The organism is Ideonella sp., from assembly GCF_035254525.1.
In the GTDB taxonomy this organism is placed as follows: domain Bacteria; phylum Pseudomonadota; class Gammaproteobacteria; order Burkholderiales; family Burkholderiaceae_C; genus Ideonella.
Genome location: NZ_DATFAN010000029.1, coordinates 22,061 through 39,990 on the forward strand (window position 1 = coordinate 22,061; position 17,930 = coordinate 39,990).

The following is a 17,930-nucleotide window of genomic DNA, read 5'->3' on the forward strand; positions in this document are numbered from 1 at the left end:
ACGGCCGGGGTCAATCCCCCGACACGCCAACCAGCGGGAAGCGCCACTCGATCCGCGCGCTGCCACCCGTTCCCACGATTTGCTCGATGTGGGAGTCGTGCAAGCGCGCCACCCGCATCAACATCGCAGCCGCCATCCGCTCACCGCCCGACTCGCCTTGGCGCGCGTCCATCGCCGAAGTCGCAAGCGGATCGGCCCACGCATTCCCGCACCCTTCGGCCACCAGCACCGCGTGCCTTGACTCGGCCCGCAGGCTCCAGCCGACGCAGCGGCCCTCCCGAGCGCTCTCCAGCGCCCGCCGCAACACGAGATCGAATGCCATCAGCAATGAGATTCGATCTCCCCGGATCTCGAGCCCCCATTCGACATCGCGTTCCAACCGAGTGGCCGATGCCGCCGGCGGAGCCAACCGCTCCCCGACATCGTCGACGAGCTCAGCCAGATCGAGCGTACTCAAGGCGGTTCGACGAAGGTTCCGGATGCGCACGATCGTCAGATAGTGATCGGCCGCGTCGAAAGCCTGCTGAACCTGGGATCGGGCTGCGCGCAGCTCTTCGGAACCCGCCGCGTCGAGCCCGCCATGCGCCGCAATGGAACCCATTTGAACCAGCGCGGCACCGAGGGGATTGCGCAGGTCGTGCGTGATGAACTCTTCGGTCTCGCCGCGGAGCGACTCCAGCGTATGGTGCACGGCCATCGCGTGCTCGCGCGCCCACAGGCTTTGCGTCCGCGCCTCGAACTGCAACCATTGCCGGTGGTAGCGCATTGCCTCCTGGTACTGTCCCAGTCGTTCCAACGCCTCCGACAGGCAACCCTGCAGAACAGCCTGCATCTCGCCACGCCGAAATCGCGAACCCGGCAAGGCCTCGATGGCCCGCAGGCGCTCCAGCACGCGCGGCAGATCGGGTGCTTCCGACGCCAATTCGACGCGCGTCAACACCAGGGCATACATGCCCCAATGAGGCGACAGTGGATTCTCGAGGTCGCCTCCTGGGGCCTGGGCCACCCGCTGAACCCAGGACATCGCCTCGCCAGGCTGCTCCAATTCGAGCAACACGCTAACCAGCGTGTCCAGCGTACTCAGTCGATAGGCGACGTTCGGCTCGTCGAGCACCTGCCGGCACGCATCCTCCGCCAGACTGCGGGCATGCGCGAGTGCCTCCGCACGCTCCTCGCGCCGGCTCACCGGGTCACAGGTTCGTGCCAGGCTGCACCAAGCCTCGGCCTCGTTGTTGGCCGCGCGAATGGAATTCAAGCGGGTCCCGCCGGCCTGGCGCGCCAGCAGTCGCTTGCACTCCGCATACATCGAGATCGACAGCGCGTGTTCGCCGATCAGGTCCAATGCCGTGGCCAGGTTGTTCAGCAGACGCTCCAGGAGGTCCGGCCGCCGCAAGGCGTGCGCCAGGCCAAGCATGGCTTGGCCCCTCACCAGGGCATCGGCGTACCGTCCCTCGTAGATGTCCACCGTGACCTGGCGGTAGGTCGCACGCAGCAGGAGCACCGGGTCCCCAAGCTCCTGCGCTCGGCGCAGGACGACAGCCAGTTCCGCCACATGCTCGGGCCGCCCCAATGCGTCGAGGGCCAGGCTTCGAGCCAGTTGCGCGCGCACTGCACCCGCCTCATCACCGTCACCCTCCGCCCGGTCGGCGGCAGCCTGCGCGACCGTCAGGGCCCGCTCGGCATCGACCGCCAGTACCTGGACGAACTCGTCGAAGAACCCATCCCCACTCGGGTCGAGCCCCGCCGCAGACACGCGCGCCCGGCTGTGGTCCATGCTCAGTTCACGCCAGCGCGCCCGCGCTCGAACTCGATCACCACACAGGTGCCTTGATTGGGCTCGCTGTCGACCACGATGCCGGCATCGTGGACACGCGCGGCCCTGGCCACCATCGCCAGGCCCAGGCCGTTTCCGTTGCGCACGGCCCCCGTGGCGAACCGCTGGAAGACCCGGGCCCGCATGTCGAGGCTCATGCCCGGACCCTCGTCTCTGACCCACAGGCGAACGACTTCGTCACCACTGTGCAGGCCGACCTGAACGTCGCTTCCGGCGGGCGCATGCTTGAACGCGTTGCTGATCAGGTTGCCCAGTGCGCGCATCAACAGTGTCCGGTCACCTTGCACATTCACCGGCCTGTCGATCCGCCGCTGCAGGTGCACCCCGCTGCCAGAGGGCGGTGCCATCTGGTCGCACACGTCGTCGACCAGCTCGGACAGATCCAGCTCCTGCAGATCCTCCCGGCGCAAGTGCTCGGCGCGAACAACGCCCAGATACTGGTCGGCAATGTCAATGGCCCGACTCACGCTGTGCTGCGCCCTCGATGCGCCATGGGCCACGGCGGGCGCCTGATCGAACAGGCGAGACAGGCTCTCGCGAGCAGCCATCAACGGCGCACGCAGGGCCAGCCCAATGAACTCGTCGGCCTCCGCGCGCAATCCTTCCAGCGCCGAGGCGGTCCACAGTCCGTGCTCGCGCGCCAAATGGACGCGCAGCTCTGATTTGGTGCGTGCCCATTCGCGCTGGCAGGCCAGCGCGTCGCGGTACTGGCCGGCGCACTCGTGTGCTTCGAACATGCATCTCAGCAGCGACAAACGCAAATCGCCCCACTGCACGCGAGGATGACGCGCCAGTGCCGCTTCCCGCAGGCTCGCCAGGACGACTGTCGGTGCCGCAACCCCGTCTCGCAGTTCGATCAGGGCCTCGCTCAACGCCATGTGGACCGACGCCAGGCTTTTCGGCGGCGCCCCCCGCGGGCATGCCTGCCGGACCTTTGCGACCCAGGCACGTGCCAACTCGCATTCGCCAGCCTCGAGCAACACCCGCACGAGCCCGAACAAGGCGGCATGGCCGAACCTGGGGCTGGCACCCAAGAGCGCGGTGCAGGCCTGCTCCCCCAGCAGCCGAGCCCGCCGAAACGCCTCGCCCGATGCCTCGGGCCCGCTGGCCTCCAGCAGCAGCCCCCCTCTCATCAGCCAGGCCTGCGCTTGCGCTGCGGCATACCGCCCCAACGCGATTTCGCGATCGGCGTCGGTGAGCGCCTGAGGGTCGGCACGCAGCAGCATGCGCGCCTCCTCGAATGCCTCCAACGCCAGATCGTGCTCGCCCAGATGGCAAAGACTCGTGCCCGTGGCAAACAAGGCTTGCCGCGCCAGTGCCGCCTGCCCCGTCGAGCGGGCGGCATCGGCTACGGTTCGGCAGGCCACGAGTGCCTGGGCATGGCGCCCGCCATCGGCATCGTGGCGCGCCTGAGCCAACACCGCCTGCCATACAAGGGCGGGGTCGCCGTGACTGACAGCCTCGGCGTGGGCCTGTGCCAGCGCCCCGTCCGCCTCGGCTTCGCCGGCGGCGCTCAGCACCAGGCCGAGCCAGATCAACGCCGGCACCAGGTCCGATCCATCGTGCCGCCGCTGTGCATCGGCCACCAAATCAGCCAAGGCATGCGACGCCTGGTGCGCCGGCATGTCGAGCCAACGGGCGCTCAATGCGAACGCCGAGGCGGTGCCGTCTGACATGGGCTGCCCTTCGACGGTCGGCGCCTTGTGGAGGCTCAAGCCGGCACCGACGCGCTCGGCAACTCCAACCGATATCCGGTCCCGTAGACCGCATTCAAGCGGAAACCGTGCTCGGTCAACGCCAGCTTGCGCCGGATCAGGTACACATGCTGCGCCACCGTATGCACGCCGGCTTCGTGGTTGCGGCCCCATACGGCAGCGAGCAACTCCTGTCGGGTGAACAGCCGCGCGGGCTCGCTGAACAGGATCCAGGCCAGATCGAACTCACGCGGCGCGAGCTCGATCGCGCGCCCCTGCACCGTCACCTCGCGACGGCCGAAATCCAGCCGATACGGGGCACGCTCGATGTGCGTCAGGACGGATGCCGCCGGCGTCATCCGGCGCAGCAGCGCATCGATGCGGGCCACCACGATCGACTCTGACCCCGGCTTGACGATGTAGTCGTCTGCGCCGGCCTTCAGCGCCCGAACAACGCTTTCCTCGGTGTCCAGGCCCGTCAGCATGATGACGCCGACCCCGGAGGACAGCAGCTGGCGCAGCCGCGCCACCACGTCTATGCCTTCCATTTCCGGCAAGCGCCAGTCAACGACGGCGCAGCGCGGTGCCTGCTTGCTCACCTCATAGAAGAACTCGTGCGGACGGCCGAACGTCCTCACCTGGTGGCCCGCACGCGCCAACCACTGCTCCACGCTCGCCGAGCAATCCGGGTCGTCTTCAAGCAAATAGATCAGAGCCAAACCACACGCTCCTGAATGCGCTCACCCCTTGCGGTCAAAGTGCCGCAGGACGTGGAAAACGCCATATTCGTGCCAGGTCGGTGGCCTCACAATCCGGGCCTCCGGTGATGCCGCGATTATTGCGGCATGCCCGCCCCAGGCACCATGACGATCCATGAAGATTTGGGGGCAGGGTGGGCATACGATGTGCTTTATCTGCGGATTGCCCGCGCCCGCCACCCATGGGCGCCTGGCCCGATCCAGCCAAAAGTTCGGAGCTTCGTGATGAATCGATCAACCCGCTGCACCCGGGTGCTCGCCGGCCTGATGGCCGCACTGAGCGTGACGCTGTCCTGGCAGGCCCAGGCCGGGACGCGCGGCGGGAAGGTGACCCCCGAGCGAATCCCCGCGTTCAGCACCGGCCTGATCGTCAAGATCAAGACCGACGCGCTGCTCGATTCCACCCTCATCGCCAAAGCCCGCGCCGCCGCCGCCAGGCAAGGCATCAGCCTGAGCCATGTGCGCAAGCTCGCCCGCGGCGGCGATTTGCTGGCGCTGGACAAGGCCTTGCCCGATGTGGCGCTGCGCCGGCTGGCCGCCGAGATCCAGAAGCTCGACGAACGCATCGACTACGTCGAGCCCGATGTGGTGATGGTGCCGATGGGCCTGTCGAACGACAAGCACGTTGCGGCGCAGTGGAACCTGACCGACCCGGTGGGCGGCATCTACGTCAACGAGGCCTGGCCGATGTCCAAGGGCCAGGGCGTGGTCGTCGCGGTGGTCGACAGCGGCATCCGCCCCCACGTCGACCTGATGGCCAACGTCCTGCCGGGCTACGACTTCGTCTCGAACCGTGGTGCGGCACGCGACGGCAACGGCCGCGACGCCTTCGCCTGGGATGAGGGCAACTGGACGACCGCCGGCCAGTGCGGCGCCGACCAGATCGACCCCGACGACAGCACCTGGCACGGCACCCACGTGGCCGGCACGATCGCCGCGGTGTCGAACAACAGCATCGGCGTCGCCGGTGTCGCGCCCAAGGCCAAGGTGCTGCCGGTGCGTGCACTCGGCCGCTGCGGCGGCTACACCTCCGACATCATCGACGGCATGCTGTGGGCGGCCGGGCTGCCGGTCGACGGCGTGCCGGCCAACCCGCACCCGGCGCGCGTGATCAACCTGTCTCTGGGCAGCGTCAACGCCTGCAGCCGCAGCTTCCAGGCCGCGATCGACGCGGTGCGCGCGCAAGGCGCGGTCGTCGTGGCCGCCGCCGGCAACTCCGACATCGACGTCGCCCGCATCAGCCCCGCCGGCTGCCAGGGCGTGATCGCGGTGGCAGCCAGCACGCGCGAGGGCAAGAAGGCCTACTACTCGAACTACGGCAAGCGCATCAGCGTCGCCGCGCCGGGCGGCGACATGCTCGGCGTCGCCGAGAACGGCATCCTGTCGACCTACAACAGTGGCACCAAGCGCCCCGGCGTCGACGTGCTGGCCTACATGCAGGGCACCTCGATGGCCGCGCCGCACGTTGCCGGCGTCGCCGCGCTGATGCTCGCGATCAACCCGTCGCTGAACCCCGACAAGGTGCAGATGCTGCTCAAGCAGAGCGCGCGGCCGATGTCGGCCGCGGTCTGCCGCGGCGGCTGCGGCGGCGGGCTGGTCGATGCGGCCGCGGCGGTGGCGGCCGCGGCGGTGGCCAACTGAGCGCCGGCAGCGGCGCGGCACCCGACCCGGTCTGCCCGATGACCACCGACTTCATCGAGGTCTACGACGACGCGCTCGACGCCGGCTTCTGCCAGCGCTTCATCGAGCGTTTCGAGGCCAGCCGCCACAGGGTGCCCGGGGCCACCGGCGGCGGTGTCGACACGACGAAGAAGATCAGTACCGACCTGTACCTGAACCGGCACCCCGAGTACCAGGACGATCTCGCGCAGATCCTGAAGGTCACCACGCGCCACGCGGAGGAGTACTTCCGCAAGTACCACTTCGCGTTGATCGCCCCGATGGCGCTGACGCTGGCCGACCCGGCCACCGGCCAGCCGGTGGCGGTGACGCACGACAACTACGAACAGGTCGCGGCGCCGAAGGCGGGTGACCTGATGCGTGCGCTGTACCGCCTGGGCCCCGTGCAGGCGCAGAAGTACGACCGCGGCAGCGGCAACTACAACTACTGGCACTGCGAGGTCTTCCCCGAGGCCGGCGCCAACGAGGCACTGCACCGCACGCTGCTGTTCATGTTCTACCTGAACGACGTGGCCGAGGGCGGGCAGACCGAGTTCTTCTACCAGCAGCGGGCGATCCAGCCCCAGGCCGGTCGCATGGTGATCGCGCCGGCCTACTTCACCCACACCCACCGCGGCTGCACGCCGCAGTCGGGCGACAAGTACATCCTGACGAGCTGGATCCTGCTCAACCGCGCCGAGCAGCTCTACGGCGCGCGGCCGACGCCGCGCTGAGCCGCAGCCCCTTCGCCGGGCACGCCCGGCGCCGGCCGCGCACAATTCCGGGCATGAAGACTCTCGGCCAACGCGCGCACCGCCTCGGCGGCCTGCGGCTGGAGCGCATGCGCGCCTCGCCGCTGTGGATGGACGACGAGCGGGGCGGGGGCTTCCGCAACCGGCACCCGATGCTCGCCGGCCTGCGCGATGCGAGCGCGCCGCGCCCCACGCTGAGCGATTTCCTCTGCGGCGGCGAGCGGCGCACCCCGCGGCACCCGCTGCCCTCGCTGGACCCGCGCGCGGCCTGGCAGCGCCCGAGCGACACCGGCCTGCGCGCCACCTGGCTCGGCCATTCGACGGTGCTGATCGAGATCGACGGCTACAAGGTGCTGACCGACCCGGTCTGGGGCCCGCGTGCGTCGCCGCTGCGCTTCGCCGGCCCCAAGCGCTTCCAGCCGGTGCCGGTCAAGCTGAAGGAGCTGCCGCTGCCCGACCTCGTGCTGATCTCGCACGACCACTACGACCACCTCGATTACCCCACCGTCGTCGCGCTGGCCCGCCACACCAGCGTGCCCATCGTCACCTCGCTGGGCGTCGGCGCGCACCTCGAGGCCTGGGGCGTGCCGGCCGGGCGCACCACCGAGCTGGACTGGTGGGAGCGCTTCGCCCTGCCCGGCGGCGAGCTGGAGATCGTCGCCGCGCCCTCGCAGCACTTCTCCGGCCGCGGGCTGAAGGACCGCAACGCGACGCTGTGGTCCTCGCTGGTGATCCGCACGGCGAAGCACCGCGTGTTCTTCAGTGGCGACACCGGCCTCACGACCGAGTACCAGGTGATCCGCGAGCGGCTGGGCCCCTTCGACCTGGTGATGCTGGAGGTCGGCGCCTACCACCCGGCCTGGGGCGACATCCACCTCGGCCCGGCGAATGCGCTGAAGGCCTGGCAGCTGCTCGGCGGCGGGCCCTTGCTGCCAATCCACTGGGGCACCTTCGCGCTCGCGCTGCATCCGTGGGACGAGCCCGCCGAGACGCTGCTGGCGCAGGCACCCGCGCTCGGCACGCCGCTGGTGATGCCGCGGCTGGGCGAGCCGGTCGAGCCGAGCCGGGTCGAGACAGTGACGCCGTGGTGGCGCGGCGTTGATGCGAGCGGCGCCGCGCCGGCCACGCCAGCGGCACCCCCCATGTCACCGGCCAGGGTGCCCGACCTGCATCTGCCGCGTGACCTGCCCTGGCCGCTGGACTAAAGCGCCGTCAGCGTTTCCAGGGCAGCCCGAAGCGGTCGACCCAGACACCGGCACCGGCGGTCATGCCGATCGCCACGGCGAGCAGCGGCAGCAGCGTCGACAGATCGATGCCACGCGTCTCGCGCAGCCAGGGCACGGCCCAGCTGGCGGCCGCGCCGGCGGTGAAGGCCACCGCCAGCACGAGCGCCAGTGTGTCGCGCTTCAGGCGCACGTAACCACGCTGCAGCGCCTGCATCTGGCGCGCGTGCTCGGCCTCGAGGGCGTGGCGCCGGCGCGCCAGATCCTCGGCGGCCTGGCGTGCCCAGGCGGCTTGCAGGCGCTGCTGAAAACCGGGCGGCGGCGCCGGTGGGGCCAGTGCCGCGCGCAGGGCGGATTCCAGCCAAGGGTCGAGGTCGTCGTCGGGTCGGGTCGCCATCGCCATCACTCCTTCACACCCACAGCGCCGGGTCGGCCAGGCCCAGCTCGCCCAGGCGGCCGCGCAGCGCCGCGCGGCCGCGGTGCAGGTGCGTCTTCACCGTCGCCTCGGGCAGGCCCAGCATGGCGGCCGCCTCGGCCACCGCGCGCTCTTCGTAGTAGTACAGCGTCATGGCCAGCCGTTGCGGATCGGGCAGCGCATCCACCAGCCGGCGCAGCAACGCATGGCCGTCGGCATCGGGGCCGGCCGGGGCCGCCAGCGCGGCCACCTCGCCCAGCACCGCGTCGTCGTCGATCGACGCGGCCGGCGGGCCGGCGCGCTCGAGCAGGGTCAGGCAGCGGTTGCGCGTGATCGCGTAGAGCCAGGTCGACAGCGCACCGGCCTTCGGCTGGTAGCTGCCGAGTGCGCGCCAGGCACGCAGCAGGCTGTCCTGCGCCGCGTCTTCGGCCCGGGCCGGCTCGCGCAGCATCGCCAGGCACAGGCGGTACACCTTGGCCGCATAGCGCGCCGCAAGCCGCTCGAAAGCCAGCTCGGCGCCGCCGGCCGCGAGCAGCGCGACGATGTCCTCGTCGCGCCGCGCAGCGGCGCTCAACGGGGCACGCGGGTCGCGGGGGGGCTCCAAGGGCATGCGCCTTGATACCCAGGGCAGGCCGACGTGGTTTCAGCGCCGGCAGCGAAATTTCCCGGGCGCCGGCTGAAACCACAGCGCGCCGGCGGCGGTATCAAGCGCATCACCCACCACCCCCGACCGAAGGAAAGCCCATGAACGAGCTCAACGAACTGCGCCACATGATGCCCTTCCTGATCCCGATCGTCGCCATTGTGATGGGCGTCGGCATCGGCATGCTGGCGCTGTGGATCGACTTCCGCAAGAAGCGCGAGATCTTCGAGCTGCACCACAAGGAGCGGATGCTCGCGATCGAGCGCGGCATGGAGGTGCCGCCGCTGCCGGAGGCGCTGTTCGCCAACAGCCAGCGCAATGCGAGGGTGAGCGGCCCGGACGACTACCTGCGCCGCGGCCTGGTGTTGCTGCTCGTCGGGCTGGCGCTGGGGATTGCGCTGGCGATCAACCGCGACCTCGAGAGCGCGAGCTGGGGCCTGATTCCGATGGCCGTCGGGCTCGCCAACCTGATCTTCTACGCCACTACCCGACGGGCCGGAACGCCGCCGACAAAATGACTCACGGGCTGTATCTTCACTACACCTTTTGCGGAATGACGGTGAGTTCCTCCTTGAGCTCTGGCAGATTTTGCCGGGAAACTACCGATCGTTCAATGTAGTTTTCCTTCATTAGCATCCACGCCTCGGCTTCGAGGAGAGCGGCATGGATGCAATCTGGCGGGTGGCGCTGCGCAAGGCGCGGCAGGTGGCGGGCTGGGCCGCAACGGCGGCCCTGGTGGCTTCGTGCGGCGGCTCGGGCGAGGCCCCGGCCGACGACCTGAGCATGGCCGCCGCCGACGGCACCGACGCGCAGACGGTGCTCATCGCGGTGCCTGAGGCACGCCGCAGCGCGCAAACCGCTGGCCAGGCCACGAGCTTCAAGGTCCACTACCACCGCTTGAACGCCGACTACGAAGGCTGGCAAATCCACACCTGGGGTGCCGCCCAGGACCCGGGCTGGAACAACGGCTGGAACGCAAGCGGCACCGACCCCTTCGGCGTGGTCTACGACGTGCCGCTGGTTGCCCAGTCAGGCGCCGTCGGCTACCTCTTCCACAAGGGAGACTGGAAGGACCACGGCGGCGCCGACCAGAGCTACACCCTCGTCGAGGGCCAGGCCAACGAGATCTGGCGCATCGAGGGCGATGCGACCACCTACCTGAAGAACCCCTTCGACAGCGGCCCGCCGGACATCACCACGGTGCGCGTGCACTACCAGCGCTTCGCCGGCGACTACGCCGCCTGGGGCCTGCACCTGTGGAACGGCAGCGGCCTGGACGCTGCGCGCCTGCCCGGCGTGGCGATCGACAACTGGAACGCGCCGGTCGCCTTCGGCCAGATGCCGGGTTACACGGCCGGCGGCGGCGAGATCGTGTTCGACATTCCCGTGCTGAACCCGAAGGACGATGCGAGCAGGACATCGCTGGAATTCATCATCCACGGCATGCCGCCCAACCAGAACGACAAGGACGGCCGGCCGAACAACATCCAGGTCGACTACGCGGCGCTGACCATCGCCGGCCAGGTCGGCCAGATCTGGCTCGTCGAGCAGGACGCGACCGTCTACACCAACCCGCCGGACCTGCGCTCGGTGTCCAGCACCGATGCGCGCGCCGTCTGGCTGACGAAACAGCTCATCCAGTGGCCGCGCGTGGCCGCCAGCGGCACCGTCAGGCTCTACCACTCGGCCACCGGCCAGATCGTCGTCGCCAAGGACCAGGCGGTGACGGGCGCCGACGGCTTCCTCGCGCTCGACGCCTTCACCGGCCCCGTGCCGCCGGACACCGCGCTGCGCTTCAAGTACGTCGCCCGCGGCACGGTCTTCGCGGTGCGCGATGCCGACCTCGCGCTGCTGCCCGCGCTGCACACCCACCAGCTCGTGCTGGTGCAGGAGGATGCGAACGGCAAGGTGCAGAACGCGACCACCGGCCAGCTCGCCGGGGCACTCGACGACCTGTACGCCGCGGCCTACGCCGTGCCGGACCTCGGTGCCACGGTCAAGAACGGCCTCACCACCTTCAAACTCTGGGCCCCGACCGCCCAGCAGGTCGGCCTGTACCTCTACCCAAACGGCGCCGAGCCCGCGATCAGCGCCGAGGCGATGAGCTTTGACCCCGCCACCGGCATCTGGAGCCTGAGCAAGCCCGGCGACCACGCCGGCGCCTATTACCGCTTCGGCGTGCGCGTCTTCGTGCGCGGCGTCGGTGTCGTGCGCAACCTGGTGACCGACCCGTACTCGCTCAGCCTGTCGGGCGACAGCCGGCGCAGCTATGTGGCCGACCTGGACGGCGAACGCCTCAAGCCCGCCGGCTGGGACGCGAGCCAGCCGCCCAAGACCGTGGCCGTGTCGTCCGACATGAGCATCTACGAGCTGCATGTGCGTGACTTCTCGGCCAACGACCCCAGCGTGCCCGAGGCGCACCGCGGCAAGTACCTTGCCTTCACCGACAGCCACTCGAATGGCATGAAGCACCTGAAGGCCCTGGCCGCCGCGGGCCTGACCGACGTGCACCTGCTGCCGGCCTTCGACATCGCCAGCGTCCCCGAGAAGGGCTGCGTGACCCCCAGCCCGAGCGGCGCGCCCGACTCGCCCGACCAGCAGGCCTCCGTCGCCGCCACCGCAGGCATCGACTGCTTCAACTGGGGCTACGACCCCTGGCACTTCACCGCCCCCGAGGGCTCGTACGCCAGCGCGGTCGGCAACGGCGCGACCCGCATCGTCGAATTCCGTCGCATGGTCAAGGCGCTCAATGCGGCCGGCCTGCGCGTGGGCATGGACGTGGTCTACAACCACACCACCGCTTCCGGCCAGAACGACCACTCGGTGCTCGACAAGGTCGTGCCGGGCTACTACCACCGGCTCGACGCGGCCGGCAACATCGAGCATTCGACCTGCTGCGAAAACACCGCGACCGAGAACCACATGATGGGCAAGCTGATGATCGACTCGGTCATCACCTGGGCGCGCGACTACCACGTCAGCTCGTTCCGCTTCGACATCATGGGCCACCAGCCGCGCAGCGTGATGGAAGAGCTCAAGGCCAAGGTCAAGGCCGCCACCGGCCGCGACGTGCAGCTCATCGGCGAAGGCTGGAACTTCGGCGAGGTCGCCAACGGCCAGCGCTTCGTGCAGGCCGACATGCTCTCGCTCAACGGCTCGGGCATCGGCACCTTCAACCCCTTCGTCCGCGACGCCGTGCGCGGTGGCGGCTGCTGCGACTCGGGCTCCGCGCTGATCGCCAACCAGGGCTGGGTCAACGGCCTGTGGTACGACCCAAACGAGCTCGGTGGCGGCCGCTCGAAGAACGACCTGATGTGGCTCGGCGACATCATCAAGGCGGGCCTGGCCGGCTCGATCCGCAGCTACACGCTGACGACCCATTGGGACGCCACGCTGCCGCTGGAGCAGCTCAACGTCGGCGGCCTGCCCGCCGGCTACGTCATCGACCCGGCCGAGGTCGTGAACTACTTCGAGAACCACGACAACCAGACCTTCTTCGACATCAATGCCTACCGCCTGCCGACCACCACGAGCAAGGAGGACCGCGCCCGCGTGCAGATGCTGGGCGCCGCGCTGAACGCCTTTGCGCAGGGCGTGGCCTACTTCCACGCCGGCGTCGACACCGAGCGCAGCAAGTCGATGGACCGCAACAGCTACGACGCGGGCGACTGGTTCAACCGGCTCGACTGGCTCTACACCGACAACAACTTCGCCGTCGGCCTGCCGATGCAGCGTGACAACGGCAACGAGTGGGGGCTGATCCAGCCGCGGCTGGCGAACCCGCTGATCAAGCCCGGGGCCGGCGAGATCGGCTGGACGCGCGACGTCTTCCGCGATCTGCTGAAGATCCGTGCCAGCTCCACGCTGCTGCGCCTGCGCACCGCCGACGACATCAAGGCCCGCTTGAAGTTCGTGAACACCGGCTCGGGCCAGGAAGCCACCGTCGTCGGCGCGGTGATCGACGGCACCGGCTATGCCGGCGCGAATTTCGCGAAGCTCGCCTACTTCGTCAACGTCGACAAGGCCGCGCACAGCTTCACCGCCGAGGCGCTGGCCGGCGCGGCTTGGCAGCTGCACCCCGTGCACCTGGCGCCCAATGCGGCCGACCCGCGCGCGAAGCAGGCACAGATCGACAGCGCCAGCGGCAGCGTCACCGTGCCGCCCCGCACTGCGGTTGCCTTCGTCGTGAATTGACCGGCTACTTCTTCGCCAGCAGCTTGTCGACCCGGGCCCGCGCCCGGTTCGATACCAGCATCTGCTCCAGCGAGCCGGCATCGGCGTACAGCCGTGTGCCTTCGGCCTGGCAGCCCGTCGAGAGCTGGCGCAGCGCGTCGGCGGGCATCGTCTGCTGCACCTGCTTGGCCTCCTCGGTGAGCCGGTCGGCCTCGTCCTTGCGCAGGCCGCGCAGGTAGGCCCGGCCGATGAAGCTGAAGCCCTGCTCGGTCAGCTTGACGAGCGAGGGCTTCACGGCGCGCTCGCCGGCCCGGTAGCGCCCCGCCAGCGACACCGCATCACGCTCGAGCACCGCCACGCACGAGGCTGCGCGGCGGAAGAACACGGCGTCGTCCTCGCCTGTCGCGGCATGCGCGGGCGCGACCAGCACGGCAGCCACGCTTAGCGCGAGCCAGGGCAGGACGAGGTGAAAGCGGTGCGACAAGTTCGGAGTGAGCGAAGCCCAGGACGAGAGACAAAGCCAGTATCGCGCCCGGCCAGTGCCGGGCTGTAAGCAAGTAACGCAGCCCGGCCCGCTGCCGACGACACGCAGGCGCACGGCCAGCGCATCGCCCTCGGTTGCGCCATGACAAGCACGGTGTTTTTGCGGGGTGCAGCATTGAACTTCGTGGCCCGGGCCCCACACTGAGGACAAGGAGGTGAAGCAGTACATGCCTTCGACCCGATCCGCCGCCGTGGCGGGTTCGTTCTACCCAGCCGGGGCCAGCGCCCTGCGGGAAGAATTGGCGCGTTGTTTCGAGGCCGCCCGGCCCACCGCGCCCGACCCGTCCGGCCGCTCACCCAAATTGCTCGTCGTGCCCCACGCGGGCACCCGCTACTCCGGCCCGATCGCCGCCAGCGCCTACGCGACCCTGTCGGCCGCGGCCCGCCGCGGCGGCGTCCGCCGTGTCGTGCTGCTGGGCCCGGCACATCGCGTGCCCGTGCGCGGCCTGGCCGCGCCGACGGTGGGCGCGTTCGCCACCCCGCTGGGCGCCATCCCGATCGACCAGGCCGCGCTGGCCGGGCTCGACAACCTGCCCCAGGTCGAGCGCAACGACCTCGCCCACGAGTGGGAGCACTCGCTGGAGTTGCAGCTGCCCTTCCTGCAGCAGGTGCTCGGCGGCGGTTTCGCGCTGGTGCCGCTGGTCGTCGGCGACGCACAGCCCGCCGAAGTGGCCGAGGTGCTGGAGCGGCTGTGGGGCGGTGACGAGACGCTGGTGCTGATCAGCTCCGATCTGTCGCACTACCTGCCCTACGCCGCCGCCCAGGCGCGCGACGATGCCACCGTGGCCCGCCTGCTCGCCCTCGACGCGACGCTCGCGCCCGACGATGCCTGCGGCGCCCACGCGCTCAACGGCGCGCTGCGCGCCGCCCGCACGCACGGCCTGCGCCCGCGCCTGCTCGACCTGCGCAACTCCGGCGACACCGCCGGCGACCGCCGCCGCGTCGTCGGCTACGCCGCATTGGCCTTCGATGCGCCGGCCCCCGCCACCGCCGACGAAGAACACCTTGGCGACGAGGCCGACAGCCCTGCCGACGATCCGGCTGGCCAGCGCGCCCTCGGCGCCGCCGCGTTCACGATCGCCCACAACGCGATCGCCGATGCCCTGGGCGAACTGCGCATCGCCGAGGTGGCCCACCCCGGGCTCGATCGACCGGGCGCGTCCTTCGTCAGCCTGCACACCCGCGACGGCGAGTTGCGCGGCTGCATCGGCCGGCTCGAGGCCGAGGACCCCCTGCGCGAGCAGATCCACGCCAACGCCCGCGCTGCCGCCTTCCGCGACAGCCGATTCGCCCCGCTGGCGGTGCACGAGTGGCCCGGGCTGCGCATCGAGGTGTCGCTGCTCGGCCCGCTCGGGCTGGTCGCCGTGCGCAACGAGGCCGAGGCACTGGCCGCCGTGCGGCCGGGCATCGACGGGCTGGTGCTGTCCTGGCGCGGCCGGCGCGCGACCTTCCTGCCGCAGGTCTGGCAGCAGCTGCCCGCCCCGGCGGCCTTTCTCGCCGCGCTCAAGCACAAGGCTGGCCTGCGCACCGATTTCTGGGCCGACGAGCTGCTGCTCGAGCGCTTCGAGGTGCACCACTACGAAGGCATCGCATGGACCAGCGCGTGACCGAATCCGCCCACCCCGGCCGCTGGTGGCATGCGTTGCCCGACGGCCGCATCCAGTGCGACCTGTGCCCGCGCGACTGCAAGCTGCACGAGGGCCAGCGCGGCCTGTGCTTCGTGCGCCAGCGCGTCGGCGACCAGATGGTGCTCACCACCTACGGCCGCAGCTCGGGCTTCTGCATCGACCCCATCGAGAAGAAGCCGCTGAACCACTTCCACCCCGGCTCCAGCGTGTTCTCGTTCGGCACCGCCGGCTGCAACCTGGCCTGCAAGTTCTGCCAGAACTGGGACATCTCGAAAAGCCGCGAGATGGACCGCCTGATGGACGCCGCCAGCCCCGAGCGCATTGCCGAGGTGGCGGCCGAGGCCGGCTGCAAGAGCGTGGCCTTCACCTACAACGACCCCGTCATCTTTGCCGAGTACGCGATGGACACCGCCGATGCCTGCCACGCACGCGGCGTGGCCACCGTGGCGGTCACGGCCGGCTACATCCACGCCGAGCCGCGGCGCGAGTTCTACGCCAAGATGGACGCCGCCAACGTCGACCTGAAGGGCTTCACCGAGGCCTTCTACTTCCAACAGACCGGCGCCCACCTCGCGCCGGTGCTCGACACGCTGCAATACCTGAAGAACGAAACCGACTGCTGGTTCGAGATCACCACGCTGCTGATCCCCGGCCTCAACGATTCGAGCGAGGAGCTCGAGGCGATGACGAAGTGGATCGCCGAGCACCTCGGCCCGGACGTGCCGCTGCACTTCACCGCCTTCCACCCCGACTACAAGATGACCGACGTGGCGCCGACGCCGAAGGCCACGCTGCGCCGCGCGCGCGAGATCGCGCGAGCCCAGGGGCTGCACTACGTCTACACCGGCAACGTTCACGACGAGGACGGCGGCACCACCTTCTGCCCCGGCTGCCAGGCCCCGCTGATCGTGCGCGACTGGTACGAGATCCGCCACTGCGAGCTCGACGAGCGCGGCACCTGCCCCCACTGCGGCACCACCATCGCCGGCCGCTTCAGCCGCTTCCAGCGCGGCTTCGGTTCACGCCGCATGCCCGTGCGCATCGCCACCGCCTGACCCGCAGGAACAGGCGCCCGCAGGGCCGCCGTCTCCAAGTGGCGTGCGCGGATCCGGCTTTGCCGGTCCGCTGCGCGAGCCCCCTCGGGGGGCAGCCCCCGGAAGGGGGCGTGGGGGCCTCACATCTCGACGATGCCCTTGAAGCCGCCCCAGAACATGCGCTTGCCGTCGAAGGGCATCTTCTTCGGATCCATCATGTCAGCCAGGCGCGGGTCGCTCATCACCTTCTTGTTGATGCGGTCGCGCTCGCGCCGGTTCTTGTAGACGACCCACGAGAACACGACCACCTCGCCGTCCTTGAGCTTCACGCTCTGCGGGAACGAGGTCCACTTGCCCGGCTTCACGTCGTCGGCCACGCACTCGGTGTATTGCAGCGCACCGTGCTCCATCCAGATCTGGCCGGCCCGCTTGGCCAGGCGCTTGTACGCGGCCAGCTTGTCCAGGGGCACCGGCACCACGAATCCATCGACATACATCGCTTGCTCCTTGTCAGCCTGCCCACGCTTGGATCGGGCAGGATACGCCGCACCGCCGGTCGGCAGCGCCATCACCTGGGCGACGAACGGGCCAATGCCGGATCGACACACGAGGAACTCGACGATGAGCAAGGAAATCTTCGGCTCCGACGCCTACGCGCCCAAGGACATCGCCGGCCGCGTGTGCGAGGTCGGCATGGCCAAGGCGCGGCTGCCGCTGCTCACGCTCGCGCTGCTGGGCGTGCTGGCCGGTGCCTTCATCGGCCTGGGCTCGCTGCTGTACACGCTGGTCATGAGCGACGCCAGCCTGGGCTTTGCCGCCCAGCGCTTTCTCGGCGGGCTGGTCTTCTCGCTCGGGCTGGTGCTGGTGGTCGTGGCCGGCGCCGAGCTGTTCACCGGCAACAGCCTGATCGCGATGGGCTGGGCCAGCCGCTGCGTCAGCACACCCGAGCTGCTGCGCAACTGGGCCGTCGCCTGCGTGGCGAACTTCGTCGGCGCGGCCGGCCTCGCGTTGCTGGTGGGCTGGTCGGGCGCGATGGCGATGAACCAGGGCGCGGTCGCTCAGGCGGTGGTGAAGATCGCCAGCGCCAAGGCCGCGTTGCCGTGGGCCGAGGCCTTCTTTCGCGGCGTGCTGTGCAACGTGCTGGTCTGCATGGCGGTGTGGATGACGCTGGCCGGCCGCAGCGTGACCGACAAGATCGTCGCCATCGTCTTCCCGATCACCGCCTTCGTCGCCGCCGGCTTCGAGCACTCGATCGCCAACATGTACTTCTTCCCGCTCGCGATGTGGCTCGGCGCGCCGCTGGGCTGGGGCGACATGCTGCACAACCTCGCGCCGGTGATCGCCGGCAACATCGTCGGCGGCAGTGTGCTGGTCGCGCTGGTGTACTGGGTGATCTACCTGCGCCGCGCCGAGCCCGGCTAAGCCGGCCGCGCCCGCCCGCGCCAGGCAGAGACGACGTGGAACAGCAGCAACGCCGCCGCCATGCCGAACCACTGCCAGGCATAACCCCGGTGCTTGACGCTGCGGTCCTCGGGCGCGGGCCAGTTCCGCACCAGCCCGTCGGCGGCGTCGCC

15 protein-coding genes are annotated in these 17,930 nt (G+C 69.8%); 8 read left to right on the plus strand and 7 right to left on the minus strand.

Annotated elements, in window-relative coordinates; translation table 11 throughout:
- Nucleotides 1-10: 10 nt before the first annotated feature.
- The 3 genes from VJ693_RS03220 to VJ693_RS03230 are packed head-to-tail and all read right to left on the minus strand — an operon-like array spanning nucleotide 11 to nucleotide 4,247.
- Nucleotides 11-1,774: a hypothetical protein gene (locus VJ693_RS03220; RefSeq protein ID WP_324152027.1), complete on the minus strand. Its 1,764-nt coding sequence runs from the start codon at nucleotides 1,772-1,774 to the stop codon at nucleotides 11-13.
- Nucleotides 1,775-1,776: 2 nt separating this feature from the next.
- Nucleotides 1,777-3,510 carry a HAMP domain-containing sensor histidine kinase gene (locus VJ693_RS03225; RefSeq protein ID WP_324152028.1) on the minus strand — a complete coding sequence of 578 codons (1,734 nt, stop codon included), beginning with the start codon at nucleotides 3,508-3,510 and terminating at the stop codon, nucleotides 1,777-1,779.
- Between the two features lie 35 nt (nucleotides 3,511-3,545).
- On the minus strand, nucleotides 3,546-4,247 hold the full coding sequence (locus VJ693_RS03230; protein WP_324152029.1) for a response regulator transcription factor: 702 nt from the start codon (nucleotides 4,245-4,247) through the stop codon (nucleotides 3,546-3,548).
- 264 nt (nucleotides 4,248-4,511) lie between these two features.
- Here VJ693_RS03230 and VJ693_RS03235 point away from each other — a divergent pair, with 264 nt between their 5' ends.
- From VJ693_RS03235 to VJ693_RS03245, 3 genes are read left to right on the plus strand one after another with little or no spacing between them, the layout of a single operon-like run.
- The gene (locus tag VJ693_RS03235; RefSeq protein ID WP_324152030.1) at nucleotides 4,512-5,927 is read left to right on the plus strand and encodes a S8 family peptidase; all 1,416 of its coding nucleotides are present in this window, start codon (nucleotides 4,512-4,514) and stop codon (nucleotides 5,925-5,927) included.
- 38 nt (nucleotides 5,928-5,965) lie between these two features.
- Nucleotides 5,966-6,679, plus strand: a complete 714-nt coding sequence (locus VJ693_RS03240) for a 2OG-Fe(II) oxygenase (RefSeq protein WP_324152031.1) — start codon at nucleotides 5,966-5,968, stop codon at nucleotides 6,677-6,679.
- Nucleotides 6,680-6,732: 53 nt separating this feature from the next.
- On the plus strand, nucleotides 6,733-7,902 hold the full coding sequence (locus VJ693_RS03245) for an MBL fold metallo-hydrolase (RefSeq protein ID WP_324152032.1): 1,170 nt from the start codon (nucleotides 6,733-6,735) through the stop codon (nucleotides 7,900-7,902).
- A gap of 7 nt (nucleotides 7,903-7,909) precedes the next feature.
- Here the strand turns inward: VJ693_RS03245 and VJ693_RS03250 are convergent, their stop codons facing one another.
- On the minus strand, nucleotides 7,910-8,317 hold the full coding sequence (locus VJ693_RS03250; RefSeq protein ID WP_324152033.1) for a hypothetical protein: 408 nt from the start codon (nucleotides 8,315-8,317) through the stop codon (nucleotides 7,910-7,912).
- A 13-nt stretch (nucleotides 8,318-8,330) separates the two neighbouring features.
- Complete coding sequence (locus tag VJ693_RS03255; protein WP_324152034.1) at nucleotides 8,331-8,939, minus strand: RNA polymerase sigma factor; 609 nt, start codon at nucleotides 8,937-8,939, stop codon at nucleotides 8,331-8,333.
- 170 nt (nucleotides 8,940-9,109) lie between these two features.
- On the opposite strand from VJ693_RS03255, the gene VJ693_RS03260 reads away from it, so the two are divergent.
- Together VJ693_RS03260 and VJ693_RS03265 are read left to right on the plus strand one after the other, a co-directional pair.
- A complete protein-coding gene (locus VJ693_RS03260; protein WP_324152035.1) occupies nucleotides 9,110-9,496 on the plus strand; it encodes a DUF6249 domain-containing protein in 387 nt (128 codons plus the stop codon).
- 145 nt (nucleotides 9,497-9,641) lie between these two features.
- The gene (locus tag VJ693_RS03265) at nucleotides 9,642-13,172 is read left to right on the plus strand and encodes an alpha-1,6-glucosidase domain-containing protein (protein WP_324152036.1); all 3,531 of its coding nucleotides are present in this window, start codon (nucleotides 9,642-9,644) and stop codon (nucleotides 13,170-13,172) included.
- 4 nt (nucleotides 13,173-13,176) lie between these two features.
- On the opposite strand, the gene VJ693_RS03270 is transcribed toward VJ693_RS03265, so the two are convergent.
- Complete coding sequence (locus tag VJ693_RS03270) at nucleotides 13,177-13,635, minus strand: hypothetical protein (protein WP_324152037.1); 459 nt, start codon at nucleotides 13,633-13,635, stop codon at nucleotides 13,177-13,179.
- A gap of 226 nt (nucleotides 13,636-13,861) precedes the next feature.
- Between VJ693_RS03270 and amrB the strand changes: the two genes are divergently transcribed.
- The gene (gene amrB, locus VJ693_RS03275; RefSeq protein WP_324152038.1) at nucleotides 13,862-15,301 is read left to right on the plus strand and encodes an AmmeMemoRadiSam system protein B; all 1,440 of its coding nucleotides are present in this window, start codon (nucleotides 13,862-13,864) and stop codon (nucleotides 15,299-15,301) included.
- Nucleotides 15,286-16,377, plus strand: coding sequence for an AmmeMemoRadiSam system radical SAM enzyme (gene amrS / locus VJ693_RS03280; RefSeq protein WP_324152039.1), 1,092 nt, complete (start codon nucleotides 15,286-15,288; stop codon nucleotides 16,375-16,377). Before amrB ends, amrS begins: the two co-directional genes overlap by 16 nt.
- A gap of 119 nt (nucleotides 16,378-16,496) precedes the next feature.
- On the opposite strand, the gene VJ693_RS03285 is transcribed toward amrS, so the two are convergent.
- Entirely contained in the window at nucleotides 16,497-16,853 is a 357-nt protein-coding gene (locus VJ693_RS03285; protein ID WP_324152040.1) for a DUF1428 domain-containing protein, read from the minus strand.
- 124 nt (nucleotides 16,854-16,977) lie between these two features.
- On the opposite strand from VJ693_RS03285, the gene VJ693_RS03290 reads away from it, so the two are divergent.
- Complete coding sequence (locus VJ693_RS03290) at nucleotides 16,978-17,778, plus strand: formate/nitrite transporter family protein (protein WP_324152041.1); 801 nt, start codon at nucleotides 16,978-16,980, stop codon at nucleotides 17,776-17,778.
- Nucleotides 17,779-17,930 lie beyond the last annotated feature (152 nt).

Excerpts from the sequence above, each read along its gene's own strand:
- VJ693_RS03250 (WP_324152033.1), bottom strand. The coding sequence starts at position 8,317 with ATGGCGACCCGACCCGACGACGACCTCGACCCTTGGCTGGAATCCGCC.
- amrS (WP_324152039.1), top strand. The coding sequence starts at position 15,286 with ATGGACCAGCGCGTGACCGAATCCGCCCACCCCGGCCGCTGGTGGCAT.
- VJ693_RS03245 (WP_324152032.1), top strand. The coding sequence starts at position 6,733 with ATGAAGACTCTCGGCCAACGCGCGCACCGCCTCGGCGGCCTGCGGCTG.
- amrB (WP_324152038.1), top strand. The coding sequence starts at position 13,862 with ATGCCTTCGACCCGATCCGCCGCCGTGGCGGGTTCGTTCTACCCAGCC.
- VJ693_RS03260 (WP_324152035.1), top strand. The coding sequence starts at position 9,110 with ATGCCCTTCCTGATCCCGATCGTCGCCATTGTGATGGGCGTCGGCATC.
- VJ693_RS03235 (WP_324152030.1), top strand. The coding sequence starts at position 4,512 with ATGAATCGATCAACCCGCTGCACCCGGGTGCTCGCCGGCCTGATGGCC.
- VJ693_RS03290 (WP_324152041.1), top strand. The coding sequence starts at position 16,978 with ATGAGCAAGGAAATCTTCGGCTCCGACGCCTACGCGCCCAAGGACATC.
- VJ693_RS03240 (WP_324152031.1), top strand. The coding sequence starts at position 5,966 with ATGACCACCGACTTCATCGAGGTCTACGACGACGCGCTCGACGCCGGC.
- VJ693_RS03225 (WP_324152028.1), bottom strand. The coding sequence starts at position 3,510 with ATGTCAGACGGCACCGCCTCGGCGTTCGCATTGAGCGCCCGTTGGCTC.
- VJ693_RS03265 (WP_324152036.1), top strand. The coding sequence starts at position 9,642 with ATGGATGCAATCTGGCGGGTGGCGCTGCGCAAGGCGCGGCAGGTGGCG.
- VJ693_RS03220 (WP_324152027.1), bottom strand. The coding sequence starts at position 1,774 with ATGGACCACAGCCGGGCGCGCGTGTCTGCGGCGGGGCTCGACCCGAGT.
- VJ693_RS03285 (WP_324152040.1), bottom strand. The coding sequence starts at position 16,853 with ATGTATGTCGATGGATTCGTGGTGCCGGTGCCCCTGGACAAGCTGGCC.